The organism is Sutcliffiella sp. NC1 (genome assembly GCF_027594365.1).
GTDB classification, from domain to species: domain Bacteria; phylum Bacillota; class Bacilli; order Bacillales; family Bacillaceae_I; genus Sutcliffiella; species Sutcliffiella cohnii.
The window spans coordinates 4,637,376-4,663,257 of record NZ_CP115153.1 but is presented as its reverse complement, the minus strand read 5'-3'; the positions used below and the strand labels follow the sequence as shown (position 1 = coordinate 4,663,257).

Here is a 25,882-nt window from a genome sequence, read left to right as displayed (position 1 = left end):
GAGAGTAATATGCAACTCACAGATACAAAAAACATACCAAGCGAACAACTAACACAATTTTTCATCACCCATTGGGGCAGCACTGAAATGGTCATCTCCTCTGGAGTGTACGATTGCATCAAATTAGACGGATTTGCCATGCTAAATGAAGCCACTGAGATTATCGGATTAATTACATATATAATTCGTGAAAAAGAATGCGAAATCATTTCGCTCGATAGCATACAAGAAGGAAAAGGCATTGGAACAAGATTAATACAAGCAGCGGAAACGGCAGCAAAAGAATCGAACTGTAGCCAAATGAAATTAATTACGACAAATGACAACTTGCATGCATTAAAGTTTTATCAAAAAAGAGGGTACTATTTAGCAAAACTGCATAGAAACGCAGTTGAGAAAGCACGAGAGCGGAAACCATCTATCCCTCTTACCGGAAATGACGGTATTCCGATAAGAGACGAGTTGGAGTTAGAAAAGGTGTTACAGTAAAAATAAAAAGATTTCACAAAGTTTTAACAGCCTGAAAAACGTCATAAGAAATTTTAAAAAAAGATATTGCAATCGTTTACATAAATGTGTTATTCTTTCCTTAGTTGCTTATCCGAAACGTTTTGGAAGGATGGAATATCAATGACAACGATAAAAGATATAGCGAAAGCAGCTGGTGTTTCGGTTACAACTGTTTCAAGAGCTTTGAATGGCTATTCAGATGTAAATGAAAAAACACGTGCAAAAATAATGAAAGTAGCAAAAGAGCTAAACTATAGCCCAAACACAGTTGCTAGAACGCTAGTGATGAAAAAGTCAAAAACGATTGGATTGCTAGTTTCTGACATGAATCGTGAAGGGGTAAAGGATAATTTTACGTTCGAAGTGCTATGTGGAATCAATGAAGCCTCAGCAGAACTCGAATATGACCTTGTCCTATTTAGCACAACTTCAACGAAACAAAAAGAAAAAACATATACACAGTTGTGCAGAGAGCGAAGAGTAGACGGTGTTATTATACAAGGAATAAAAGTTGACGATCCTTACTTGTTAGAAGTAGTAGAAAGTGATATTCCGTGTGTGCTCGTTGATTTACCAATCGAATCAGATACAGTCGGATATGTAACAACCGACAATGTAGACGGTGCAAAAAAGGCTACTCAATATTTAATTGAAAACGGCCATAGAAACATTGCGATGATCAATGGCCATAGTAAAGCGGATGTTAGTAAAAGAAGATTGGCTGGCTATTTAGAAGCGCTACAGGAAAACAATATTAGTATGAATCCCGAATGGATATTAGACGGTAAGTTTGAAGAAGAAAAGGCTGAAAAAGCAGCTTACGAGCTGTTGTCAAACGATCAAAATATAACGGCAATTTTTTGTGCGAGTGACTTAATGGCACTAGGAGCAATAAAAGCTGCAAAAAAATTAAACAAAGATGTACCGAAGGACATTTCGATTATCGGGTATGATGACATTATGCTCGCATCGTATTCAAGTCCAAGCCTAACGACAATTAGACAAGATAAATTTATGATTGGCTATGAAGCTGCTATTCTATTAATTAATATGCTAGAAGGAAAAGCAGAATCACATGTTAAAGTGTTACCTACAGAGCTAATTGCGAGAGAATCAACAATAGAAAAAAGCCACTAATAGAAATAGTGGTTTTCAAAAAGTGTGAATCCGAAACGTTTTCATATAAGTTTGCGCATTTTCCGAAACGTTTTGGAACGAACGCTTATATTTTTTAGGAAAATCCGAAACGTTTTGGATTATTTAAATAAACATCAGGAGGCTACTAATGGATTACAGAGTAATTAAAGATAACGACTTATTTTTATTATCAGATACAAATGGAAACATACCGGAAAACCATCCGTATGGACTCGGTTTATATACGAAGGATACACGCTTTTTAAGCAAATTTGATTTAAAAATTAATGGAGAAGCGCCAATTCTTTTACATTCCGACGCTGCAGAAAACTATATGGCTACGATTCTTTTAACGAATCCTCATATGGAAAAAGACGGAGAATTAATTTTATGGCGTGAATCCGTACAGATCTCAAGAACTCGTTTTATATACGATGAAGTGCTGTACGAGACAATTAACGTGAAAAACTATTACCCGAAAAAAGTTGCGTTCAATATTAGTGTTCACATGGATGTAGATTTTACAGATATGTTTATCGTCCGTGGTTTTCAAAATGGAGACGTTGGTAGCAGACAAGGTCAAACAATAGAAGATAACACGCTAACATTCCATTACGAAGGTGCAGATAACGTTGATAGAAAAACAAAAATTAGCTGGGATCGTGAAGCTGCCAACGTTTCAGAAGCTGGCGACGTATCTTTTGATTTTGAATTAGAACATTCACAAGAAGAAAGTGTCACGTTCATTATTCAACCTCAAGTTGGAAGCGCTGTTACGAAAGAAATAATGGAAAAAGAAGAGGCGTTGGAAAAATTAAAAGCATCGTTCCACGATTGGAATGACTCGATTACAAAAGTGTCAACAGATGTTGCCCCACTTCAGCGTTTAGTAGACCGTGGCATTAACGACTTACGCGTACTATTAACAGATTTAGGATACGGAAAATTCCCAGTAGCAGGCTTACCTTGGTTTGGAGTTCCGTTTGGTCGCGATAGTTTAATTGCTGCGCTTCAAATGCTAGCTTTCCAACCAGAAGTTGCAAAAGGAACACTTTACACAATGGCACAATACCAAGGGACGAAAGTAGACCCTTGGCGTGATGAGCAACCAGGTAAAATTATGCATGAAATTCGCTACGGTGAATTGGCAACGACGAACCAAATTCCATTCACACCATACTACGGCACGATTGATGCGACACCATTATTTTTAGTGTTATTAACAGAATATGTGAAGTGGACGGGAGATTTACAAATCGTTCATGACCTAGCATCTAATATCGAAAGAGCAATAACGTGGATTAATGAGTACGGCGATAGAGACGGTGATTTATTCGTAGAGTACCACCAAGAATCTAGCAAAGGCATTGCAAACCAAGGGTGGAAAGATTCAGGTGATTCAATCGTACATCGTAACGGTGACTATGCGAAAACACCAATTGCCCTATCCGAAGTACAAGGTTATGTATACCAAGCAAAAATGGGGATCGCCTCTATTTACGAACAGCTAAACAAGAGTGACCGTGCAACACAATTAAGAGAAGAAGCGAAATCGTTAAAAGAGAAGTTCGAAAATGAGTTTTGGATGGATGATGTAAACTTCTATGCGATTGCTTTAGATGAGAAAAAAGCGCAAGTTGGCACAATCACTTCCAACCCTGGCCATGTACTATTTTCTGAAATGTTGGATGAGGATCGAGAAGTGAAAGTAGTAGAAACATTAGTTTCACCAAAAATGTTCTCCGGCTACGGAATTCGTACGATGGGAGAAGGAGAAGCTGGTTATAATCCGATGAGCTACCATGATGGCAGTATTTGGCCGCATGATAACTCTATGATTCTACTTGGGATGAGCAAACTAGGACACCAACACGTTGCCAATACCATAATTAACGGATTAATAGACTCAGCAGCGCACTTTGAATATGATCGTCTACCAGAATTATTCTGTGGATATAGTAGCGAAATTGGTAAAGCGGTAAAATATCCTGTTGCTTGTTCACCACAAGCATGGGCTGCAGGTACTCCGCTAGTATTTGTTCAAACAATTCTTGGACTATTCCCGAACAGCTTAGAAGAAACGATTACACTTTCACCAGTGTTACCTGACGGGATGAACGAACTAACAGTGGAAAACATCAAAATTGGTAGCGGTAAGCTTTCTGTTAAAGTGATAAATGATAGTATAACTGTTTTAGAAAATACAACAGGCTTTTCGGTTGTACAAAAATAATGGTTTCAAGGGGAACTAACCACTCCCCACCAATATAAAAAAAGAGTGAGAGGGGTTTTACAGAATGCGAGTAAAAAAATGGTTGGCAGCATTAGGTGTTTCGACAATGTTACTTGGCGGTGTTTTAGCTGGATGTAGTAGTAATGACAACAAGGCTTCTCAAAATGGTGGTAGCACGGATGGACAAGTAGAAATTACACTTGCTGGATGGGGAGGAAATCCATCTGAAACTCGATTGCTTAAAGAAGCACTAGAAGCATTCGAAGAGAAACATCCAAACATTAAAGTAAAACATGAAGTAATCTCTGACCAATATATGGACGTAATGAAGACTCGTTTAATCGGTGGGGAAGCTCCTGACGTATTTTACTTAGATGCTTTTGAAGCACCTGCACTAATTGAAACAGGAGTTTTAGAGCCACTAGACCAATACGTAACAGATGAATTTAATGTAGAAGATTTTGAAAAACCAATGTTAGAAGCATTTCAAAAAGATGGCGTAACGTACGGTTTTCCGAAAGACTACTCTACACTAGCACTTTTCTATAATAAAACGATGTTTGAAGAAGCTGGCGTAAAAGTTCCAACTACATGGGATGAATTAGAAGAAGCTTCGAAAGCATTAACAAATGATGGTGTAGTCGGATTTGGAGTTGCACCTGAATTAGCTCGTATGTTCTACATTGCCGAGTCACTTGGTGGAGATGTTGTAAAAGACGACCGTGCAAACTTCGGTTCAGATGAAGTAGTAAATGCACTACAACGTATTATTGACCAACGTAACATCGACAAAACGTCTGCGCAACCAACAGATGTTGGCGCAAACTGGGGCGGAGAAATGTTTGGCCAAGAAAAAGCAGCAATGGTTATTGAAGGAAACTGGGTCATTCCTTTCTTAGAAGATACATTCCCGAACGTAGAATATGGAACGGCGGAAGTACCAACAATCAATGGTCAAAAAGGAACAATGGCTTACACAGTATCTTACGTAATGAACGCTGCGTCTGAGCAAAAAGAAGCCTCTTGGAAACTAATTGAGTTTTTAACTGGTCCAGAAGGAATGGAAATTTGGACTTCAATGGGCTTTGCATTACCAACTCGAACGTCTGTAGCAGAAAAATTAGGATTTGACCAAGATCCGTTACGTGCAGCACTTGTAGAAGGTGCATCTTACGCAACAGTTTGGTCAGAAGGTGTAAACTTACCAATCATTATGAACAACTTTAACAACCAGTTCGTATCTGCATTCTTAGGCCAACGTCCACTTGACGAAGCATTAAAAGAAGCGGAAGAACAAGCAAATAGAGAAATTAGAGAGTAATGCTATGTGGGGGAGGCTCCTGCTTCCCCTTTCCACTATTTGAGTTCTTTGTAAAAAGGAGAGGAGATCCTTTTTAGAAAGAGTTCAAATAAGAAGGACTCTTAACAGAAGGAGTGAGAAACTTGAAACAGAAGCGAACTTATTCACAAAAAGCACTTCGACAAGCTACACAAGGATATACATTTATGGCACCAACCATCTTTGTACTAGCACTTTTTATTATTGGACCAATTCTTTATGCATTTTTCTTATCTTTTCATAAAGTACAATTGCTTGGGCAAACGTCATATGACTTTGTTGCCTTTCAAAACTTTGCCGATATTTTAGATGACCGACGTGCACAAATAGCCCTTTGGAACACCTTTAAATACGTAATAATCGTAGTACCTGCTCAAACAGCATTAGCACTTATTTTAGCCGCAACATTAAACGCAGGCTTAAAAGGGCAGACGATGTTCCGAATTGTCTATTTCTTACCAACGTTAACGTCATCTGCCGTATTAACATTAATTTTCATGTGGATGTATAACCAAAATGGCTTAATTAACAAAATTTTATCAACAGTTGGACTACCAACGTACAACTGGATGGGAGATCCCAATGTCGCGTTAAACGCAATTATGATTATGAACATTTGGGCAACAGCACCATTTTTTATGGTCATTTACTTAGCTGCACTGCAAGATATTCCAGATTCATTATATGAAGCAGCAGATTTAGATGGCGCAAATGCAATTCAAAAGTTCTTCTATATTACCGTTCCTAACCTTAGACCTGTCACATCATTTGTTGTCATCATGGGGTTAATCGGAACATTCCAGTTATTCGACCAATCGTTCATCTTCTCCGGTGGATCGGGTGGACCAGATAACTCAACATTAACAGTAGTACTATTAATCTACCAATATGCATTTAAGAGCTTAGGAACAATGGGATATGCAGCTGCGATTGCAGTGTTATTATCGATTGTTATCCTTGTGGCAACATTACTACAACGTAAATTTTCAAAAGAAGAAACACTTTACTAAGGAGGGAACATGTGATGAAAAAGAAAATGAGTTTTACAAAAGGTTTATTGTACGGAATACTCGTTACGTATGCCATCATTACGTTAGTACCATTCCTTTGGGCCGTTTCCTCCTCCTTCAAATCACTGGAGGAAATAGTAAGTGGTGCGATCAATTTTATTCCTAAAAACTTTACACTAGATAACTACCGTCAAATCTTTTTAGAACAAGAGCTATTTCCTCGCTGGATGTTTAATAGTTTAGTCATCGCAACCGTTGGAACAGCACTGAATTTATTGTTCAACTCAATGGCAGGATACGCATTAGCACGCTTAAGCTTTCCTGGCCGCAAAACCTTGTTTATTATCGTGCTTGCAGTTTTAATGATTCCAGCACAAGTGACAATGATACCGAACTACTTAATCTTACGTGAGATTGGCTGGTTAAACTCGTACCAAGGAATGATTGTACCGGCGATGATCAACGCAACATTTATCTTTATGATGCGCCAGTTCTTCATTAACTTCCCGAAAGAGTTAGAAGAAGCTGCAGAAATGGACGGCTTAAGCAAACTAGGAACATTCTTCCGAATCGTACTACCACTTGCAAAGCCAGCCCTAGCAGCACAAGCAATCTTCGTATTCATGGGATTCTGGAACGACTTTATGAGACCGCTAATCATTTTATCCGATCCGTCCATGTTTACCCTCCCACTTGGGTTAAACACATTCAAAGGACAATACATTAGCTACTGGAACTACATCATGGCCGCCTCCATGGTATTTACACTACCAGTACTAATCATATACGGATTCTTCAACAGATACTTCATTAAAGGAATATCATTCACAGGCGGTAAATAAAAGATACGGGTTTTGAACCCGTATTTTTTTTGTGTTCGAATAATTATTGGAAGGAATTAGTTAATTAATGTGGAATATATTGGGATGTTACGTTGTTTGTGTGGCAACGGGTTGGTGGTGTGCGTTAATTGATTATAAGGTGCGTCAAAAAGTTTGCGTTTTGCGTCAATTAATTTTTCAGGTGCGTCAAAAAACTCGCGGAGTGCGTCAATTAAATTTCCAAGTGCGTCAAAAACTCGCGTGAGTGCGTCAATTAAATTTCCAAGTGCGTCAAAAACTCGCGTGAGTGCGTCAATTAATTTTTCAAGTGCGTCAAAAACTCGCGTGAGTGCGTCAATTAAATTTCCAAGTGCGTCAAAAACTCGCGTGAGTGCGTCAATTAATTTTTCAAGTGCGTCAAAAACTCGCGTGAGTGCGTCAATTAATTTTTCAGGTGCGTCAAAAAACTGGCGTAGTGCGTCAATTGAATTTCCAAGTCCGTCAAAAACTCGCGTGAGTGCGTCAATTAATTTTTCAAGTGCGTCAAAAACTCGCGTGAGTGCATCAATTAATTTTTCAGGTGCGTCAAAAAACTCACGGAGTGCGTCAATTAATTTTCCAAGTGCATCAAAAAATCGCGCGAATGCATCAATTAATCTTTCAATCCGACTTCAAAAACTACAAACCAACTACCCTTAACCTAAATAGAAGTCAAAAGTAAAGCAAAATTTAAGAAACTAGGAGAATCCAACATGTTTATAGCGACAAAAAGGCTAAAAATAAGGAGATTTATAAAAGATGACCTTCATGCTTTAATAGAGTACACGTCCGACCCATCCGTGATGGAATATATTCCGGAAGGCGTTTTTACAGAAGGGGATGCCAAGGAATTTATCGATAAAAATATGGGTGATGAGCCCGAGAAGTTTGCTGTTGTATTGAAAGACGAAAACCGCCTTATCGGACATATCGTATTTCATCGGTATTTTGGTGACCATACGTACGAAATTGGCTGGGTGTTTCATCCGCAATACTACAATAAAGGGTATGCATCGGAAGCGGCACTCGCAACTTTACAGTACGGTTTCGAGCAACTTCAGCTGCATCGAATTATCGCTACCTGTCAGCCGGAAAATATTGGCTCTTACCGTGTGATGGAAAAAATCGGGATGAAGAAGGAAGGCTTCTTTAAAAAATGTATTCCTCATGGAGATGACTGGTGGGATGAGTATTATTACGCGATTTTAAAGGAAGAATGGAAAAAGAAAAATATGTAAACTATTTACTGAATACAATGTAAAAAAACAGAGAGGATGGTCCTGAAAATTGAAATCATTTTTAATAAACGGTAATGCAATTGTTTGTGGTCTTTTCATGCTGCTAGTTGCCTTCTTTTTCGCCGGTGGAGCAATCAGTGAAAACTATACAGATAAAACGTATGTGGCACCGCAGTTTTTTCTGCTTATTCCGGTTTGGCTCGTTGCTGCGTTTTTTGTCTTAATGTATTTTTACAAAAACAAAATTGAAAACAATTCTTACGTAGCCATCGTGGCGTTGAATTTTCTCCTATGGGCAATGATTCCTGTTGGGATTAAGCTTTCGGCGATGTTTCTTTAAAGGAAGATTCTCAAGATGAAGTCTATAAAACTTAGACAAATTGCAATGGATGATTTCCCCGACGTCCACAAGTGGAGCAAAGATGCGACGTTTTGTAAGGCAAACGGCTGGCAGCTCAATCAAGAGGATAAAGAACTCTTTCAATGGTGGTCAAATTGTGTTCAGAACACGTCCGATACTTTTCTTCGAATGGGCATCGAATATGAAGCCAAATTAATAGGATATGTAGATGTAGCTTGCATAAAAGAAAATAGCGCTGAACTAGGACTCGCAATTGGTGATAGCACGCTATGGGGAAAAGGTCTTGGCTCCCGTGCGGCATTACTTATGATCAAATTTGCTTCAGAAAAGCTAGGGATTACGATGTTCGACGCAGAAACGCATGAAGGAAATGTCCGCTCGCGGAAAATGTTGGAGAAAATACGGTTCAAAGAAATTAGTAGGACTGGCAAAGAAGTCTACTTAGGAGAGGAAAGCCGATTAATACAATATCAATTAACTTTATGAAAATAGTAATAATAGCATTCCTACTTTTTATTCTTTCTGGATGTAACTCACAGGAAGATGAACAATATATGTACTGGGCCGATCATTCGAACAATCAAGTAGAGAGGTTAGATCAGGCAAGAATTAAGTACGAAGTTAGGGACGGAGAGATATGGATCAAAAAGAAAGATTCACTCAAAGTAGCAGCATGCTGTTCATAAACGAGGTTGCTTCTAAATAGAACGACCTCATTTTTTATTTTTAGAAGGAAATGGAAGAAGTTTGTCGAAATACAATAGAAAATAAATTTGGGGGATGTTTCTATTGTATGTTGTTGTTGGGTATTTAGCGCTGTATGCAGTAATTTGGCTGCACGAAGTAGGTCATGGCATTATGTACTCGAAGTATGGGGCGAAAGGGAATCCTTTCAAAGTGCACGTGCCGTTTTACTTGTTTTTTTCTAATGCTAATCCTATTGATATAGAAAAAGCACAAACGTTAACCTTGAAAAAATTATATAACATCGGAATTGCGGGAATCGCGACGAATCTCATCTTTGGTTTACCACTTTCTTTCATCTTGCTTTCGATGGATTTTTCACACACTCTTCTTTACTTTTTCATCTATTCATTCGCGTTGTTTCACTTAGTGGAAGCGGCGACGTATTTAGTAATCAGTAATATTTTTCTATCAAGCGATATCGTTCTCGTCCAACAGTACAAGCCAGTGCTACGAATTCCGTTATTTATTATTGGTTTAGCGGTGACTGCGCTCATCTTTTATATGATTATCCAAAGCCCTACGAACTGGCAAATCGGCTATATTGTAACGATTTTCACGATGACTGTTTGTATGGGGCTAGGAAGAATGATTTATTCTTTAAAAAATAGACGAGTAAGCACAGAATAAAAGGAGAGACATGTTATGTATTTATTATCAGCCGGGGGACTAACAGTAGGAGATAGCATTTTTCAATTAATAGTAATTCTCGTAGTTTTTGTTATTCCAGTTACGATTATTGCCGGGCTTTTTATCTTCATGAAAAAAAGAAATGAACGATTAAAAAGGGTAGAGGAAAAATTAGACGATTTATTAGAGAGGAAAAAATAATGCTCTTCAAGTCTATGACAAAATCAGAAACATCGAACTGGAGAAAAGCTGTTTTTCTAGGCTTTTATGTACTGCTAATCCTGCTTTTCATAGACACCATTTTTATGATTTTTATGGATAAAAGCGTCCTCAACTCCCTCGTCCTTTTTTGGACAGCTTTAATTATTACGAACGGTTATTATTATTTTTTAAATGGTAAAGAAAAGCGGGCTAGAAAGGATGTGTAAAAAGTGACATATAGCATCCACCACCATACAACAAATGAACAGGACTGGGTCGAGATAGATGGGAAGTACGAAGCTTTTTCCATTTGGCCAGAAGCAGAAGAGTATGTCGCGGAAACGAGCAAGCTAATGCAACGAACAGCCGAAAAGCTCTTCACTTATCCGTATTACGTACATTTTGAAGGCTATGACGACGAAATTGAAGAGACGTTGTCAAAAAAGGATACATATGAAATAACGTGTCAGCTTTCGGGAAGAAAAGTGCTCACAATGCACGCGAATAAAACGTATAACGCCGACGTACCGAGTTACACTGTGAAAATAGCGAACGCGGAAACATTACGAACTGTTTTTTCAGACTGGTTTCATTTAGCTAGTCAAAATATGATGTGGCTCGTAACACAACATGAATCTCTCACCTATAAAAATGGATATGCCTACACGACGATGGAGGAAAACCCGAAAATGCTCATTGCCGACCACGATGCGCAAGGGTTTACCCTCATTAGTAAAACGATTCAAACAAAGGAAGATATAATAAACATCCTAAAGTAAAATACAGCATACAGTCTCTGCATAATTACTGGTTTTATTTCGAAAACTAAAATAAAATCTACTTGCAAATGGACTGAACGTTAATGCTATATATGACAATTGTAATTATCATCATGGCTATCGTTAATTGGTTTATGCCGAAAAGAATGGACCGTCGAGACATACTCGTCCTTATTATTTCTTACGTAGAAATTGTCGTGGACCTATACTTTGATAAAGTTTTTCACCTATATTACTTTGGTGGAGTCGAATGTGTTAAGTGGAGCGGTTCTTACAATGAAGCTAGTAACGGCTCCATTATTCGGTATTCCTTATCTAAACTTTATGCCAGAAAAGTTTTCACGTTTCATCCCGTACTGGCTTTTCTGGGCACTATTTTCTACCTTTTTTGAGTGGACAACCGTCCATTTTGGCTATTTAAACTATACAGGCTGGCCAATATGGCTTTCGTTTCTTTTCTATGTACTAGTTATTCCGATAGTGAGATGGTTTTATTACTATATTAGGCATTGAAAAAGGGCAGATTGAACGCTGCCCTTTAAATCGTAAACTCCACCGACTCCCGCAATGTTGGCCAATCGCGGTCTGCTAGCCACACTTTCACTTTGTAATTACCCGGCTCTAAGTTTTGAAGCGGTATGAGAAAATCCATCGATTCCCCAGGTGCAATTGGCAGCTCCTCATAAATCATAATGAACATTTTCCCTTCTGAAAAGCGTTCAATTAATTGCCCATCCTTATATAACACGTAATCATAACGTTGCCCACTTCGAAATGTAATAATTTGCTCCTCGTCTGTCGTGTTCGTCACCGTAAATAGTAGATCAACTGAATCTTCACTTACCTTTTTATACGTTAAACTCGCCTTCATCCTCTTCCCCCTTGTGAAAAGTCATTAGTTAAATATATTCGTTGGAATATGGTAAATACCTTTTTTAGAAAGGGAGAGATAGGAAATCGTTTAATCGGTGCTAATAGATTGACTCAACTTATATATCATATATTGATTTAATGAAACACCTTCCTGTTTCGCTTCACCAGCTAACCTCCAGTGCAACGTTTTTGGCATTCTAAGTACAATCTTTCCACTCGGCATTTCATTAGGCTCTGGTATTGGGTCCCCGAATTCTAACTTTATCTCGATGTAATCCCTCTTTACCTCTTCTAAGTCCTTTATTAACTCTTCTACAGAATCTGCAGTTGTATGACAACCATCTAATTCAGCTATTTTTCCATAGTAATAAGACAAACTTTCTTCATGTACCTTGTTAATAACAACTGTGTAATCTAGTGACATATAATAATCTATATTTTTAGGTTTTATATTTGACATATTCAACCACTCCTTAAATTTCATTCAATCTACTTAGAATGTCTTCTATGTAAGAAATCTTCAAGGGATTATCTTCTTTAATAACAACCAAATCTCCCGCGTCATTTCGAAAATGCCTATGAGAACCTCTTTTTCTTACTAGTATATATCCATAATGATTCAATACTTTGGTAACCTCGGCATATCGTATTCCTCTCGGTTGATTTTTCATTTATTCTATAATTTTTTCAACACTAGCCAAGTTCACACCTCTTTTTATTATAGTATCGTATCTAGTATCATTATACCGAATTTTCCTCATCCCTTCAAAAAATACGTTTACTTACTTTATGAATCAGGAGGAAAAAGAAATTATATGTAGAATAAACTGTTTTGTAATAGATAATTTGGATCCCAATGTACAAGTGGGATAAAAAGAATGAGGTTAATCGAGCTACTAACGTTAAATGCGCTATATATATTTTTTTCGGACTGTTTGTATTAACGAATATTATATGGTTGAACACGAATTCATTAAAACATACGTTTATTGTCACTGCCATCATCCTTATCATCCATTCGACCGTAAGATTACTGCAAAGGGATAAAACAACTTCTATTATCCCGATATTTACGACGGTACGGAAATTCGAGAGAGGAATAATGGGAGATGATTGGGATCAAGAACAAAAAAAGGCCATCGTCGGGAATTATTTTACGGCCGGACTATTTTTGTTACAATCATCCATCGTTCCACCTTTTCATGAACCATTAACCTTAGAAAAGGAAATTTTGGCGAGTTTCTTCATCCTTTTCGTTATTTTAAACATCTTACAATTTTTTAGAGTGCGAAAAATTGATAACTACGTACCGAAACAGAATACAACGAACAGTGGAAATAATGCATTCATCATCATTTTTGCGTCCATTATGATAATGTACGGAGCTTTTGCTGGCATGCTTTTACTATTTTTTTAAAGGAGAATACGATGAGTACAATTTGGTTTCTTGACGAAGAAAGCCATTTGCCTCCATTCACGGAGCAAACCGTTGGAGCTGTTGAGAAAAAACTTCATGTTAAACTGCCTAAAAGCTACATTGAGCTAATGAAACAAAAAAACGGCTTTTATTTAGAAAAAAATTGCCACCCGAGCCCAAAACCGACTGCTTGGGGAAATCGTGTCATTGAGTTAGATAGTTTGATTGGCATTGGACTAGGGGAGAATAGTATCGGTGACACAGATTACTTTTTACAAGAGTGGGGATTACGACGTGATGTTGTCATTATTTCAATGAATCCACCATCGTTCGTTTGCTTAGACTATCGAAATACGAAGAGTAATCCACCAGTTGTATATATAGATGTTGATGAAAACCACGACTTCCAAATCGCAGCTAGCTTCGAACAGTTTGTACAAGGGCTCCATGTTAGAAGCGACGAAGACGAGATTTTGCCTGCTACTACTACTATCGAGCTCTCCACTTCGATAAATCTACAAACTTACAAAACAACGATTGATAACGTAATCGAAGAAGGGACAGCGGATGAAGTAGATTCGCTCTTTTTAGACGTTGCTGAGCATGGAGACGATGAGACAATCCAATATTTTATTAGAAAAATAAAAAATTATCGTGATGCCCGTGTACGCTACAATATGACGGTTATCCTTTATTACATCGTGACAGGAGAGCGACAGAAACTACAAAACAACTTGGAGTTCGTAGAAGAAATTTTAACTGAACTGTCAGGCGACAAAAATAAAAATATTAAAAAACTAGCCGAACAAGCGATACTTGAAATGCGGAAAAAACGAATATAAAAGCGACATTGTACAATTAGAAGGAAGCGAAGTAAAATAGACTTCAAGTCAACTATAGAAAAGGAAGATAATATGAATAAGCTACACGCAAGTATTATTGGAATAGGAATGATCAGTTTTATTATAACGCTCATTCTCGTATATACAGATTCACAACACCCACTAGCGTTTCCGTTCGTTATCGGTTTTTTAATTTATATTTTTATCGTAATTATATATTTCATCATTTCAACAGCCGTCAAGCTAAAAAGCATATCTGGGAAGGAAAAAGCGAAAATTGTTGGCAAGTGGGCACTATATTTTGTCCTACTAACGGCCGTTCTATATGTGCTAGGCTTATTCATCGAAATGCCAAACAAAGGAGGAGGCTACGGCAATATTGCGATTCCGTTCGGCCTTACGTTAGGGATGATGTTTTATGAACTATGGAGTAAAGGAAAGCCGAAATCGTAAAGGAAGTAGTACTTATCGTTGGAAAAATAGTTAGAAAAAGATTTACAATAGGTAATAAAATACGAATGGTTCGTAACATTTGTTGATAAGATACCTGCTTAGAGGAGGAAGGAAATGAGTAAAACGAATGAAAAATTTCCGAAAGCTGCTTTACGTGTTTTAAAAGAAACAAGTCGTACGTTTTATATTCCGATTACCTTTTTACAAAATGAATTAAAACATACAGTAGCATCTGCTTACTTAGTATTACGCGCAATTGATGAAATAGAAGATCATGATGAAATAGACAATGATGTAAAACATACCATTTTAATGCAAGTAAGTGAATTATTCCAACAGCCGTTCAGTGAAGAAAAGTACCTACAAATTATTGAGCCAATTGAAGATAAAATGCCGGAAGTGACCCTTCGTTTAGGTGACTGGGTAGAAGCGTGTCCGAAAAGTACGCTGCCATTTGTGTTGGACGCTTCTAGTGAAATGGCGTTTGGTATGGCGAAATGGGCGAAAGCAAACTGGCAAATCAGAACACGTGAAGATTTAGACGACTATACATATTACGTTGCAGGACTAGTTGGAGTTTTATTATCGAAATTATGGGAAGTTTGTGCTGGTGTAAAAACAGACCATGAGCTTGCAATTGGGTATGGCCGTGGCCTTCAAGCTGTCAATATTTTGCGAAATGAAAAGGAAGATTTAAAGGAACGCGGTGTTAGTTTTGTACCTGAAGGATGGACACGCACCGAGCTGTTTAAATATGCAGAAGAAAACTTAGCGAAAGCGGACGAATACATGAAATCGCTCAATAAGCGAAGTATAATTTTATTTTGCCGATTACCACTCGCTCTAGCTCATAAAACATTAAAAGCGATGAAAGATGGACGTGAAAAAATCACGCGGGCAGAAGTAGAGGAAGTAGTAGAAGATATCCAGGTGAATTAGAATTGTGGATGTTCCTCACGTTAAAACAGAAGCAGGAATTTATAATCGAACATAGAAGTGTATGAGTAGACTGTTATTTAACTAGAGGTGAATGGAAATGAAAGCAGTAGTGCATGCAGAAAAAATTGGGTTAGATGGGTTAACGTTAACGAACATGGATGTTCCGACCCCAGCAGAGGGTGAAGTAAGAGTAAAGTTGAAAACAGCTGGGCTTAATCACCGTGATCTTTTTGTACCGAATCGCCATAAACTAGAAGATGGCCCGTTAATTCTCGGTTCAGACGGTGCAGGAATTGTGGACGAGATTGGACCTGGAGTGGAAGATGTGCAGGTCGGAGCGGAAGTAATCATTAATCCAGGCTTAGGTTGGAAAGAAAATACACCTGCGCCACCCGAAGGCTTTGAAATTGTTGGGCTTCCTTTTCACGGGACGTTTGCAAACTATATTATCGTTCCGGCCGAAAATGTGTTACCGAAGCCAAGCCATTTAAATTGGAATGAGGCAGGCGTACTGTCACTAGCAGCACTTACAGCCTATCGTGCCCTGTTCACACGAGGGCAAGTGAAGCAAGGGATGAACGTTTTGATTCCTGGGATCGGAAGCGGCGTAGCAACGTTTCTTTTACAATTCGCAAAGGCGGTTGGAGCGACAGTTTATGTAACGTCGCGTTCAGAAGCGAAACGACAAAAAGCGCTCGAGCTTGGGGCGGATGTAGCGATTGATAGCGCAGCAGAAGATTGGGAAGCAGCCCTTAATGGCGTGAAAATGGACCTCGTCATTGAATGTGTCGGAGCGGCAACGTTTAATAAATCGCTCGCACAGTTGAAAAAAGGCGGCACAATCGTAACGTTCGGTTCGTCTACTGGCGACACGTTCCAGTTTGACTTACGCTCATTCTTTTACGGGCAATATAACCTATTAGGCTCGACGATGGGAAGTGGAGAAGAGCTTGAACAAATGCTAGAGTTTATTTCTACGAACAATATTAAGCCAGTTGTTGATACGATGTACACGTTGGACGAATTCGAAGCAGCGTTCGACCGCATCAACAAGGCAGAACAATTAGGGAAAATGGGCTTTATTATTGAAAAATAAGATGTCGGACGCAGGGAGCGAATCCCCTGCGTTTTTAAAATGGTTTAACCGTCATTAATACAATTAAAACAATAGCAGCAACGTGTAAAATATTGTTTAACGGAGCAGATTCTTTCGCAAGACGTAAATATTGCTCTGGAAGATCATCGCCACTAACTCCTTCCAGCGCTTCCATTTGAAGTTTCGCCTTCTTCGGCAACATCCCAGCCGCTATCGGTTGAACCCCAACATAAATGACGAGAGACGCGATGTACCAAATCTCTTTAAATAAATATGGATGAATAATTGCCATAACGATTCCCGTAACTAATAGAGTAAGACTTCCGGTTTTCGCGAACTTTTCAATTTTTTCTGATACGTTCAGAGCAAACCTCGCATGTGAAACAGTCCTCACTGTACTCATAAGTGCCGGCATCGCAAACGTCGCACCTAATCCGACGACCGCCGCCACAATATGAAGCACTAATAAAAACGTATAGAATGTCATACTTTTCACCTCCATCTTTTTGACTACGTTAAATTTTACAAAAATGTTCGCAAAATAGAACAAAAAAGAAGCGGGGGAAGGAAAAATTTTCTCACCCCACTTCGACGATACGAGCAATTAGTCGTTATTTTCTTCTTCTCCAAAGCAAAACTCTACACAGCCAAGCGGACCACAAACTTGAACGCAGTCATCCTCAGCCGTAACGGTAATACCTGCACGACGCAAAGCCTCTCTCACAAGACGTTGTTTCGCTCTTCTTTTCGCAGCAATTCCCATTCTTTCTCACCTCCCTATTCCAATCTATTCAAAAGGAAAGACAAGCGTATAGTTAAAAATCTAGCAAACTATGAAAATGGTAAAAACGGTGTCCTCCGGTAATAGAAGCTCACTGAGTATGATGGTTACATATATTTTTGACAGTACTGATAGATGGGTGACGATCGGTAATAGGAGTGGGCTACCGTAAATAAGGCGTGAGGATCGAATCGCAAATAAAATGGCGCTACCGCAAATAAAATTGGTTTACCGCAAATAAGAAGGTGGGTATCGCAAATAAAATTGGGTTACCGCAAATAAGAAGGTAGTAATCGCAAATAAAACAGGCTTACCGCAAATAAAAGGACTATAATCACAAATAAAAATGCAGTACCCCCAATAAAAATTAACTAATACAAAAACTTTCACAGCGTTTCACACTACGTTCCGTTTTTCCCAACACGTTTCATTTTTAAAAAAGCCCGTCTCCCCCAAAACCGCCCCGAAAATTAGAAAATAATTAAAAATTTCGAAAAACCACTTGTCCCTCTTGACATTTGTAGCATAATCCTTCATCCAAGCTAATAAACATATACAAACCAAACATATAAAGAGAGTGTTTGAGGTGAGGATCGTATTTGTCTCGAAGAAGTTTTAGGAATATAACAGCATTTTTCGAACGAGTATAAACAGTACTTCGTTACATCTGATAAGCGGGTCTCATTTCACACTTCTCAACATCCAATTTAGGGAGGGCGAGTGGTGTGCACGATTACATCAAAGAGAGAACTATCAAGATTGGAAAGTATATCGTGGAGACGAAGAAAACTGTTCGTGTCATAGCGAAGGAATTTGGAGTTTCCAAAAGTACAGTCCATAAAGACCTGACGGAAAGACTACCTGAAATTAACCCAGAACTGGCCAACGAAGTAAAAACAATCCTTGATTATCATAAATCCATTAGGCATTTAAGAGGTGGAGAAGCAACGAAGAAAAAGTACAAAAAGGAAGAAGAAATCGTAAAGTAAATGTGTATGAGTGCCAGTTGAAGCACGGTCAATTTCTAAAAAAACGAATAAAAGTATCTACATAAAACAGTTTCCAAGAAGGTTGGGCATACTACCTTTATGGAGACTGTTTTATGTTTAGAAAAGGATTTTACATTCATAAAAAGGGATGTTCCGACGTTAATCGACAAACGTTTGCACCTAAAACGACAAATAGTACGAAATTTCCTTACAAAATTGCAAAAAATGTACATAAAACAATAGTTTATTTCTGGAATTGTGATAAAATATAAAATTAGGACTACAAGTTGTCGGACAATAGTCATACAGCTCATTTAAGGAGGCAAAAAGGAAGATGTTTGCTAGGGATATAGGAATAGATTTAGGTACAGCAAACGTGTTAATTCATGTCAAAGGAAAAGGGATTGTGCTAAACGAACCTTCTGTTGTTGCACTTGATAATAATACAGGAAAAGTACTAGCAGTTGGAGAAGAAGCACGCCGCATGGTCGGACGTACACCAGGTAATATCGTAGCTATGCGTCCACTTAAAGACGGAGTCATCGCAGACTTCGAAGTAACAGAAGCAATGCTGAAACATTTCATCAATAAGTTAAACGTAAAAGGTTTCTTATCGAAGCCTCGCATTTTAATTTGCTGCCCAACAAACATCACATCTGTCGAGCAAAAGGCAATTCGTGAAGCAGCAGAGAAAAGTGGCGGAAAGAAAATTTATTTAGAAGAAGAGCCAAAAGTTGCAGCAATCGGAGCGGGAATGGACATTTTCCAACCGAGCGGTAACATGGTAGTCGATATCGGTGGAGGAACGACAGACGTTGCCGTACTTTCCATGGGTGATATCGTAACAGCTTCTTCCATAAAAATGGCCGGAGATAATTTCGATAATGAAATTTTACAATACATCAAGAAAAAATATAAATTACTAATCGGGGAAAGAACAGCAGAAAACATTAAGATCGAAATCGCAACAGTGTTCCCTGGTTCTAGAAATGAAGAAATGGAAATTCGCGGACGTGACATGGTGAGCGGCTTACCGCAAACAATCACAGTTAATTCGAAAGAAATCGAACAAGCATTACGCGAATCTGTTCATGTCATCGTACAAGCTGCGAAAAGCGTGTTAGAACGTACACCACCAGAACTATCAGCGGACATCATCGACCGCGGTGTTATTTTAACAGGTGGAGGAGCACTTCTTCACGGTATCGATCAGCTTCTAGCGGAAGAATTAAAAGTTCCAGTACTAATCGCTGAAAGCCCAATGGACTGCGTTGCCATCGGAACAGGCATTATGCTAGACAACATGGACAAACTCCCAAAACGCCAATTCGCATAATCCGAGTGGACACCGGGACACATACCGTGGACGGAGGGACAGGTCCCTTGTCCCACGAATAGCTCCATTTAAATAATTTACAGCAATCGGAGTGGGCAGGCTGATTTCCAACGGACTTCAAGACCTGAAAAGCTAAAAGTGAAAGACGGTTCTCTAAACAAAATGGAGGACTGTTTTTTTATTTATTATTAAGAAAGCCGGCTTAACGGTTGAATTTATTTAACAGTGAACTAAAATTATTTAATAACTTTTTGAATTTACTTAACAGAGATTGAAAATTACTTAACAGCTTTTCGAAATTACTTAACAGAGATTGAAAATTACGTAACACCTTTTCGAATTTACTTAACAGAGATTGAAAATTACTTAACATCTTTTCAAATTTACTTAACAAGAATCGAAAAATACTTAACAACTGTTCAAATATATTTAACTAGGAATTGAAAAACTACTTAACCTGGGCTGAGGGACAAATCCCTTTCCTCCCAAAACTGGGTAAGAGCAACTCTTTGTATCGTTTTTGATAAGGGAAAGTACCTAATAATTAGCTAACATGTAGGGGATGTTTATAAAGATACATATTGTGTAAGCTAATCATTTTATCTTTTTGGAGGATTTTAGTATGAGCGTTAGTAACAAAAGATTTCCGGAAGGTTTTTTATGGGGCGGTGCAACAGCTGCGAACCAAATAGAAGGTGGTTTTGATGAAGGAAATAAAGGACTAAACATTGCGGACGTTCTTCCTGGCGGGAAAGGAAGACTAAAAGTAGTTAATGAACCTGGCTTTAATTATGAAATCGACCATGAAAAACACCGTTATCCAAACCACGAAGCTATAGATTTTTACCACCGTTATAAAGAAGATATTGCACTATTTGCAGAAATGGGATTTAAAGTGTTCCGTATGTCGATTGCATGGACAAGAATTTTTCCTAATGGAACCGAGCTAGAACCAAATGAAGAAGGGCTTGCATTTTATGACCGTGTTTTTGATGAGTTACATAAGCATGGCATTGAACCGGTTGTCACCATTTCTCACTATGAAATGCCGGTAAATTTAATGAAAGAGTACGGTGGATGGAGAAGTCGCGATGTAATAGCGTTTTTCGAACGAAATGCGAGGGCAATTTTAAACCGTTATAAAGATAAAGTGAAATATTGGATGACGTTTAACGAAATCAACAGTGCGATGCATTTTCCGATTATGAGTATGGGCTTCACCACAAAAGAGGGAGAACATCACTATCAAGCAATTTTTCAAGCGTTTCATCACCAGTTTGTTGCGAGCAGCCTTGCGGTTAAAGCGTGCCGAGAAATCATTCCGGATGCAGAAATCGGCTGTATGATCCTTGCAGCTCCTGTTTATTCGTACGACAGCAACCCAGAAAACGTCATGCATGCGTTGCAAAAAGAGCAAATGTTTAACTATTTTTGTGCAGATGTTCACGTCCGAGGAGAGTATCCAGCTTATGCACAACGTTTCTTCAAAGAACACGATGTGAAATTGGAACTTCATGATGGAGATATAGAGCTAATAAAAGAATTTACAGTTGATTACATTGGGTTTAGCTATTATATGAGCATCACCGAAAAGAAAGACAAAAAACCAGAAGAAATCATCGCTGGTAACGTGCTAGAAGGGGTGAAAAATCCATTCTTACAGGCGAGTGACTGGGGATGGGAAATTGACCCAACAGGATTACGCATTATTTTAAACAAACTATACTATCGTTACCAAGTTCCTCTTTTCGTTGTAGAAAACGGGTTAGGTGCTAACGATAAAGTCGAAGAAGATGGCTCGATCAACGACGATTACCGTATTGATTACTTGCGTAGCCATGTGGAAGCTATGGCTGAAGCAATCGAAGACGGCGTCGACTTAATGGGGTACACAAGCTGGGGCTGTATCGACTTAGTGAGCATGTCAACAGGTGAATACTCGAAACGTTACGGCTTCATTTACGTCGACAAGCATGACGACGGAAGTGGTACACTCGAGCGCAAAAAGAAAAAATCATTCCACTGGTACAAAAAAGTGATCGCAAGCAACGGAGAAAACCTATAATTTGTGGGACAGCGGGACACATACCATGGACGGAGGGACAGGTCCCTTGTCCCACCCAAAAAATGGTTGGGAAAGGGACCTGTCTTCGCGTCCACTTTTATAATTCAACGTTCTTCTTAATAGATTTTCGTAGCGAAGTCGTATCCACCAGAAATAATAACAAGCTAGCAATTAATGAAACCATTACACTATCAAATATCGGACGCCCGACTATTAAGGATGCAATCATCATGGTAATAAAAAAACTAAGTGAGCGTGTTAAATTACGCTTTTTTGCCGTTTTTATTTCGTCTTCTGAAAACACATTCGCATATTCAATACCAGAAAGTACATAGCGTAAGAAAGTATAAAATAAGAAAACTAGGAATGGGGCAAGCAGTAAAAATAACGGCTCTATATTTGTATTTAAATATAAGATAATCATGATAAAGGATGAAATAAATTGAAGTACAGCCCCTTCCACGATAAACTTAGAAATTTCCCGCTGTTTATATTCATCATTGGATAACCATTGTAAAACACTCACTCTTATTCCTCCCAAAATAAATCATTTAATGTTTTGTCTAAAGCTTTAGCGATTGAAATACATAATTGAAGACTTGGATTGTAATCTCCTTTTTCAATTAAGCCTATCGTTTGCCGAGTGACGCCAATTATTTTAGCTAACTCTGTTTGTGTTAAACCCTTTTCCATTCGAGCAATTTTAATACGATTAACCATTGTTTTCTCCTGTGTGTATGATATATATTGCATTTGTCATTTATATATTACATTGGTATTTAACAAAATGCAAGTGTGGACAGAGGGACAGGTACCGTGGACAAGGGACCTGTCCCTCCGTCCACAAAAAGGGATTCAATCCATTTTTATAGAAGTAAGTATTAGAGAAACGACGGAGGAAGTGATCTTAATGCTAAAATATACAGAAATGAACGCGAGAACAATTGATAAATGGGTGGAAGAAGGTTGGGAGTGGGGGAAGCCGATTAGCCACGAAATTTTTAAACAGGCACAAAATGGTGATTGGTTTGTACTTTTAACCCCTACAAAGCCTGTGCCTAAAGAGTGGTTTTGTGAAATGAAGGGGGCAGAAGTGCTCGGGCTCGCTTCTGGCGGCGGCCAGCAAATGCCAATCTTTACTGCACTCGGAGCAAACTGTACTGTGTTAGACTACTCAGAAAAGCAGCTTCAAAGCGAACATGAAGTAGCCGAACGAGAAAACTACAAAATTACAACAGTAAGAGCGGATATGACAAAACCGCTACCGTTTGAAGACGAGTCTTTCGATTTAATTTTTCATCCAGTATCAAACTGTTACGTCGAGGATGTACTTCCAATTTGGAAAGAATGCTATAGAGTATTGAAAAAAGGCGGCATTTTACTTGCTGGACTCGATAATGGCATGAATTATCTTTTCGATGAGGACGAAACAACGGTAAAATACAAACTACCATTTAACCCTTTAAAGGATAAAGAATTGTATGACGATTGTATTAAAAACGACTGGGGAATCCAATTTTCCCACACAATCGAGGAACAAATCGGTGGGCAACTACAAGCAGGCCTCATGCTAACTGATATTTTCCAAGATACAAACGGGGCCGGCAAACTACATGAACATAATGTTCCAACATTTTATGCCACCCGTGCAGTTAAAAAATAATGTGGACAGCGGGACAGGTCGAGACCACTGAAAAACCCCTCCTAATAAATGTAAATAAATAAAAAAAAAACCTTCCTTTATCAAAATTTGGTATAATTAGAAACGACCAAGAATCTAATTATCAAACGAAAAGGAAGGTTTTCTTCTATGCTTAAAGAAAAAGATATGCAGTTAAGCATCTACTCCGAATTATACTATAAAATCCCCAAAAATCATACACTCAAACTTGTCAGAGAAGCAGTTGATTTTTCTTATATTAACAAAGTACTGGAAAAATCGTATTGTAAATACTATGGTAGGCCTGCCAAAGAACCAGAAATGATGGTTAAATTACTCGTTCTTGGATACCTTTATAATCTTTCTGACGAAAGAGTAATAGAAGATGCTTCCCTTAATCTAGCTTATATGTACTTTCTAGATATTAATCCTGAAGACACACTACCACACCCCAGCCTGTTAGCCAAGTTTAGAAAACACAGACTACAGGATGTCTCGTTAGATGATATTATAGCCCTATTTGTTAAACAATGCGTCGATAAAGGGATTATCAAAGGTAGTTCCGTAAGTATTGATACCACTCATACAGAAGCTAACACGTTCAAAGCTACACCCGAACGGGTGATGAAAAGATTAGTTAGTAAGATGTTTAAAACATTAAAAGAGGAAGTAGAAAAAATTCCAAGTGATATCAATCAAGAAATCCCGGATTATAAAGAAATTGAAGACCCTAAAGTTGCGAAAGAAACAATGAAAGCCTATGTTGAAGAAACTATCACCACAGTAACAGAAAACGTAGACGTAGAAACTACACCCAAGACAAAAGCAGTGATTGAAAATGCGAAAGAAATACTATCCGACCCAAAGTTTTTAGCCCAAAAAGGGGTACGTTCTATTGTTGACCAAGAAGCAAGAGTTGGGCACAAAAGTAAAACTTCCAACTTCTTTGGATATAAAACAGAATTTATGATTACAACAGAAGATAGAATTATTACTTCCGTAAGGGTAGGCAATGGGGCATACGTGGACGGTAGTTTTTTTGACGAGCTATTACAACTCACTATAAAGTCTGGTATTTCGGTTGAAGAACTATATGGAGATAAGGCATATTTCAAAAAAGTAATTTTGGACAAATTAAAAGAAATAAAAGCAGCTGCCTACATACCTGTAAGTGAAATGGCTTATAGAATTAATGAAGAGTTATTTAGTTATAACAAAGACGCTGATCAATGGAGTTGCGAACAGGGGAATACGACTATAAAAAAATATTATAAGAACACCAAAAACAGACAATCGTACAAATATTACTTTGATAGAGAAAAATGTAAAGCCTGTCCAATCAGGACAGATTGTATTAAAGGAAAAAATGTTGGAAAAATCTTAGAAGTTGGAATCAACACACCAGAATTCTATGAATATAGCCAACAACAAAAACAACCAGAGTTTAAAGAAAAGTATAAAAAGAGAGCATGCCAAGAATGGAAAAACGGCGAAATGAAATGCTTTCACGGGCTAGATCGTGCCAGGGGGTACGGTCTCAAAAGCATGTCTACACAAGCAAAATTAACTGCATTAGCAGTTAATATAAAGAGGATAGGAAAGATCCTATCCTCCAAAACAGGGTAAAAAACACTGGTTAGCATCAAAATAGGACAACATTTTCCTTATTGAGGGGTAAAAGTTGTCCTTATTATTTTTTTTGTTTCAAAAAAAGGGACTTTTTCAGTGATTTCGGACAGGTCCCTTGTCCCACCAAAACTAGGTGGGAAAGGGACCTGTCCACGCCTCCCTACATCAACAACTCTTCCCATTCCTCAACCAAAAACTTCTCCTGCCTGCCTTTAAGTACAGGTGGTACATCTACAAAACACATAAACTCTAAACTATTTCCATCTGGATCTTGAAAATAAACGGAAGCATTGCCTTGATTAGGTCGGACGAACGGCTCAACGGAAGTCCGTTTTCCAAAAGGGACGGCCTTAATATTTCTTTCTTCCAGCCAGTTCAAAGAATCCTTCATAAATTCATAATCTACCCGGAAGGCAATGTGCCTTAGCGACGGGTGATAAGGAGTTTCCACTTCTTCTCCTTCCCAAAGCCCCAACCAACTTTTCTCCTTCTCGATCCAAAAAAAGGCGGTGTCTTCATCTTCCCATGCCAATTCTAGGTTTAAACTTTTGTAAAACTCTTTCGCCTTCTCAAGATTGCTAACCGGTAAATGTGCCTCAAATAATCCTTTAATCATCGTATCTCCCTCCAATTATTGTTCTACTAATAGCATATCAACAGTTGAATGGATACTCTTCGGCCATTGGTGAGACACTATCTCGGTAATTAGTCTTAGATGAGGCGGAGTGACTTCCCGAACGTAATTCGAACCCTTTTAGTT

30 protein-coding genes and 1 pseudogene are annotated in these 25,882 nt (G+C 38.3%); 23 read left to right on the top strand and 8 right to left on the bottom strand.

Annotation, left to right across the window (positions count from 1 at the left end):
* Window positions 1-9 precede the first annotated feature (9 nt).
* The 13 genes from O1A01_RS24020 to O1A01_RS23960 all read left to right on the top strand — a co-directional run bounded on the left by O1A01_RS24020 (window position 10) and on the right by O1A01_RS23960 (window position 11,555).
* Window positions 10-489: a GNAT family N-acetyltransferase gene (locus tag O1A01_RS24020; RefSeq protein ID WP_270065227.1), complete on the top strand. Its 480-nt coding sequence runs from the start codon at window positions 10-12 to the stop codon at window positions 487-489.
* Window positions 490-630: 141 nt separating this feature from the next.
* Complete coding sequence (locus tag O1A01_RS24015; protein WP_270065226.1) at window positions 631-1,647, top strand: LacI family DNA-binding transcriptional regulator; 1,017 nt, start codon at window positions 631-633, stop codon at window positions 1,645-1,647.
* A gap of 148 nt (window positions 1,648-1,795) precedes the next feature.
* On the top strand, window positions 1,796-3,880 hold the full coding sequence (locus tag O1A01_RS24010) for an amylo-alpha-1,6-glucosidase (protein ID WP_270065225.1): 2,085 nt from the start codon (window positions 1,796-1,798) through the stop codon (window positions 3,878-3,880).
* 64 nt (window positions 3,881-3,944) lie between these two features.
* Complete coding sequence (locus O1A01_RS24005; RefSeq protein WP_270065224.1) at window positions 3,945-5,201, top strand: ABC transporter substrate-binding protein; 1,257 nt, start codon at window positions 3,945-3,947, stop codon at window positions 5,199-5,201.
* 185 nt (window positions 5,202-5,386) lie between these two features.
* Complete coding sequence (locus O1A01_RS24000) at window positions 5,387-6,229, top strand: carbohydrate ABC transporter permease (RefSeq protein ID WP_270066462.1); 843 nt, start codon at window positions 5,387-5,389, stop codon at window positions 6,227-6,229.
* A gap of 14 nt (window positions 6,230-6,243) precedes the next feature.
* Window positions 6,244-7,071, top strand: coding sequence for a carbohydrate ABC transporter permease (locus O1A01_RS23995; RefSeq protein WP_270065223.1), 828 nt, complete (start codon window positions 6,244-6,246; stop codon window positions 7,069-7,071).
* 731 nt (window positions 7,072-7,802) lie between these two features.
* Window positions 7,803-8,327 (top strand): GNAT family N-acetyltransferase, encoded by a 525-nt coding sequence (locus tag O1A01_RS23990; protein ID WP_270065222.1) that lies wholly within the window; start codon window positions 7,803-7,805, stop codon window positions 8,325-8,327.
* A gap of 49 nt (window positions 8,328-8,376) precedes the next feature.
* Window positions 8,377-8,667, top strand: coding sequence for a hypothetical protein (locus tag O1A01_RS23985; protein ID WP_066421147.1), 291 nt, complete (start codon window positions 8,377-8,379; stop codon window positions 8,665-8,667).
* A gap of 15 nt (window positions 8,668-8,682) precedes the next feature.
* A complete protein-coding gene (locus O1A01_RS23980; protein ID WP_270065221.1) occupies window positions 8,683-9,174 on the top strand; it encodes a GNAT family N-acetyltransferase in 492 nt (163 codons plus the stop codon).
* Window positions 9,175-9,477: 303 nt separating this feature from the next.
* A complete protein-coding gene (locus O1A01_RS23975; protein ID WP_270065220.1) occupies window positions 9,478-10,062 on the top strand; it encodes a hypothetical protein in 585 nt (194 codons plus the stop codon).
* A gap of 15 nt (window positions 10,063-10,077) precedes the next feature.
* A complete protein-coding gene (locus O1A01_RS23970; RefSeq protein WP_066421137.1) occupies window positions 10,078-10,263 on the top strand; it encodes a hypothetical protein in 186 nt (61 codons plus the stop codon).
* 230 nt (window positions 10,264-10,493) lie between these two features.
* On the top strand, window positions 10,494-11,042 hold the full coding sequence (locus O1A01_RS23965) for a hypothetical protein (RefSeq protein WP_270065219.1): 549 nt from the start codon (window positions 10,494-10,496) through the stop codon (window positions 11,040-11,042).
* Window positions 11,043-11,318: 276 nt separating this feature from the next.
* Window positions 11,319-11,555, top strand: a complete 237-nt coding sequence (locus O1A01_RS23960) for a hypothetical protein (protein WP_270065218.1) — start codon at window positions 11,319-11,321, stop codon at window positions 11,553-11,555.
* Between the two features lie 25 nt (window positions 11,556-11,580).
* Here the strand turns inward: O1A01_RS23960 and O1A01_RS23955 are convergent, their stop codons facing one another.
* The 3 genes from O1A01_RS23955 to O1A01_RS23945 form a co-directional block, all read right to left on the bottom strand.
* Window positions 11,581-11,913 carry a BsuPI-related putative proteinase inhibitor gene (locus O1A01_RS23955; RefSeq protein WP_270065217.1) on the bottom strand — a complete coding sequence of 111 codons (333 nt, stop codon included), beginning with the start codon at window positions 11,911-11,913 and terminating at the stop codon, window positions 11,581-11,583.
* 90 nt (window positions 11,914-12,003) lie between these two features.
* Window positions 12,004-12,375 carry a type II toxin-antitoxin system HicB family antitoxin gene (locus O1A01_RS23950; RefSeq protein ID WP_270065216.1) on the bottom strand — a complete coding sequence of 124 codons (372 nt, stop codon included), beginning with the start codon at window positions 12,373-12,375 and terminating at the stop codon, window positions 12,004-12,006.
* Between the two features lie 13 nt (window positions 12,376-12,388).
* Complete coding sequence (locus O1A01_RS23945; RefSeq protein ID WP_270065215.1) at window positions 12,389-12,586, bottom strand: type II toxin-antitoxin system HicA family toxin; 198 nt, start codon at window positions 12,584-12,586, stop codon at window positions 12,389-12,391.
* A gap of 185 nt (window positions 12,587-12,771) precedes the next feature.
* On the opposite strand from O1A01_RS23945, the gene O1A01_RS23940 reads away from it, so the two are divergent.
* The 5 genes from O1A01_RS23940 to O1A01_RS23920 all read left to right on the top strand — a co-directional run bounded on the left by O1A01_RS23940 (window position 12,772) and on the right by O1A01_RS23920 (window position 16,662).
* Entirely contained in the window at window positions 12,772-13,332 is a 561-nt protein-coding gene (locus tag O1A01_RS23940) for a hypothetical protein (protein ID WP_270065214.1), read from the top strand.
* Between the two features lie 11 nt (window positions 13,333-13,343).
* Complete coding sequence (locus O1A01_RS23935; RefSeq protein ID WP_270065213.1) at window positions 13,344-14,174, top strand: SMI1/KNR4 family protein; 831 nt, start codon at window positions 13,344-13,346, stop codon at window positions 14,172-14,174.
* A 72-nt stretch (window positions 14,175-14,246) separates the two neighbouring features.
* Window positions 14,247-14,627 (top strand): hypothetical protein, encoded by a 381-nt coding sequence (locus tag O1A01_RS23930; RefSeq protein WP_066421107.1) that lies wholly within the window; start codon window positions 14,247-14,249, stop codon window positions 14,625-14,627.
* Between the two features lie 114 nt (window positions 14,628-14,741).
* Window positions 14,742-15,566 (top strand): phytoene/squalene synthase family protein, encoded by an 825-nt coding sequence (locus tag O1A01_RS23925; RefSeq protein WP_270065212.1) that lies wholly within the window; start codon window positions 14,742-14,744, stop codon window positions 15,564-15,566.
* 97 nt (window positions 15,567-15,663) lie between these two features.
* Complete coding sequence (locus tag O1A01_RS23920; RefSeq protein ID WP_270065211.1) at window positions 15,664-16,662, top strand: zinc-binding dehydrogenase; 999 nt, start codon at window positions 15,664-15,666, stop codon at window positions 16,660-16,662.
* A gap of 34 nt (window positions 16,663-16,696) precedes the next feature.
* Here O1A01_RS23920 and O1A01_RS23915 read toward each other — a convergent pair whose 3' ends face one another.
* Together O1A01_RS23915 and O1A01_RS23910 are read right to left on the bottom strand one after the other, a co-directional pair.
* Window positions 16,697-17,149, bottom strand: a complete 453-nt coding sequence (locus tag O1A01_RS23915) for a DUF2269 family protein (protein WP_066421098.1) — start codon at window positions 17,147-17,149, stop codon at window positions 16,697-16,699.
* A gap of 117 nt (window positions 17,150-17,266) precedes the next feature.
* Window positions 17,267-17,425 carry a hypothetical protein gene (locus O1A01_RS23910; RefSeq protein WP_157076715.1) on the bottom strand — a complete coding sequence of 53 codons (159 nt, stop codon included), beginning with the start codon at window positions 17,423-17,425 and terminating at the stop codon, window positions 17,267-17,269.
* A gap of 743 nt (window positions 17,426-18,168) precedes the next feature.
* Here O1A01_RS23910 and spoIIID point away from each other — a divergent pair.
* From spoIIID to O1A01_RS23895, 3 genes are all read left to right on the top strand, one after another.
* Complete coding sequence (gene spoIIID, locus O1A01_RS23905; protein WP_066421805.1) at window positions 18,169-18,432, top strand: sporulation transcriptional regulator SpoIIID; 264 nt, start codon at window positions 18,169-18,171, stop codon at window positions 18,430-18,432.
* Between the two features lie 334 nt (window positions 18,433-18,766).
* A complete protein-coding gene (locus O1A01_RS23900; protein WP_270065210.1) occupies window positions 18,767-19,768 on the top strand; it encodes a rod shape-determining protein in 1,002 nt (333 codons plus the stop codon).
* Between the two features lie 622 nt (window positions 19,769-20,390).
* Window positions 20,391-21,833 (top strand): glycoside hydrolase family 1 protein, encoded by a 1,443-nt coding sequence (locus tag O1A01_RS23895; protein WP_270065209.1) that lies wholly within the window; start codon window positions 20,391-20,393, stop codon window positions 21,831-21,833.
* Between the two features lie 97 nt (window positions 21,834-21,930).
* Here the strand turns inward: O1A01_RS23895 and O1A01_RS23890 are convergent, their stop codons facing one another.
* Both O1A01_RS23890 and O1A01_RS23885 read right to left on the bottom strand, forming a co-directional pair.
* Window positions 21,931-22,359, bottom strand: coding sequence for a hypothetical protein (locus O1A01_RS23890; RefSeq protein WP_066421819.1), 429 nt, complete (start codon window positions 22,357-22,359; stop codon window positions 21,931-21,933).
* 2 nt (window positions 22,360-22,361) lie between these two features.
* Window positions 22,362-22,553 (bottom strand): helix-turn-helix transcriptional regulator, encoded by a 192-nt coding sequence (locus O1A01_RS23885; RefSeq protein WP_066421821.1) that lies wholly within the window; start codon window positions 22,551-22,553, stop codon window positions 22,362-22,364.
* A 67-nt stretch (window positions 22,554-22,620) separates the two neighbouring features.
* Here O1A01_RS23885 and O1A01_RS23880 point away from each other — a divergent pair, with 67 nt between their 5' ends.
* Window positions 22,621-23,496, top strand: coding sequence for a class I SAM-dependent methyltransferase (locus tag O1A01_RS23880; RefSeq protein ID WP_270065208.1), 876 nt, complete (start codon window positions 22,621-22,623; stop codon window positions 23,494-23,496).
* Window positions 23,497-23,643: 147 nt separating this feature from the next.
* Window positions 23,644-25,110, top strand: a pseudogene (locus O1A01_RS23875) (IS1182 family transposase); the annotation flags it as partial.
* A 172-nt stretch (window positions 25,111-25,282) separates the two neighbouring features.
* On the opposite strand, the gene O1A01_RS23870 reads toward O1A01_RS23875, so the two are convergent.
* Window positions 25,283-25,738, bottom strand: coding sequence for a VOC family protein (locus tag O1A01_RS23870; protein ID WP_270065207.1), 456 nt, complete (start codon window positions 25,736-25,738; stop codon window positions 25,283-25,285).
* Window positions 25,739-25,882: the final 144 nt, after the last annotated feature.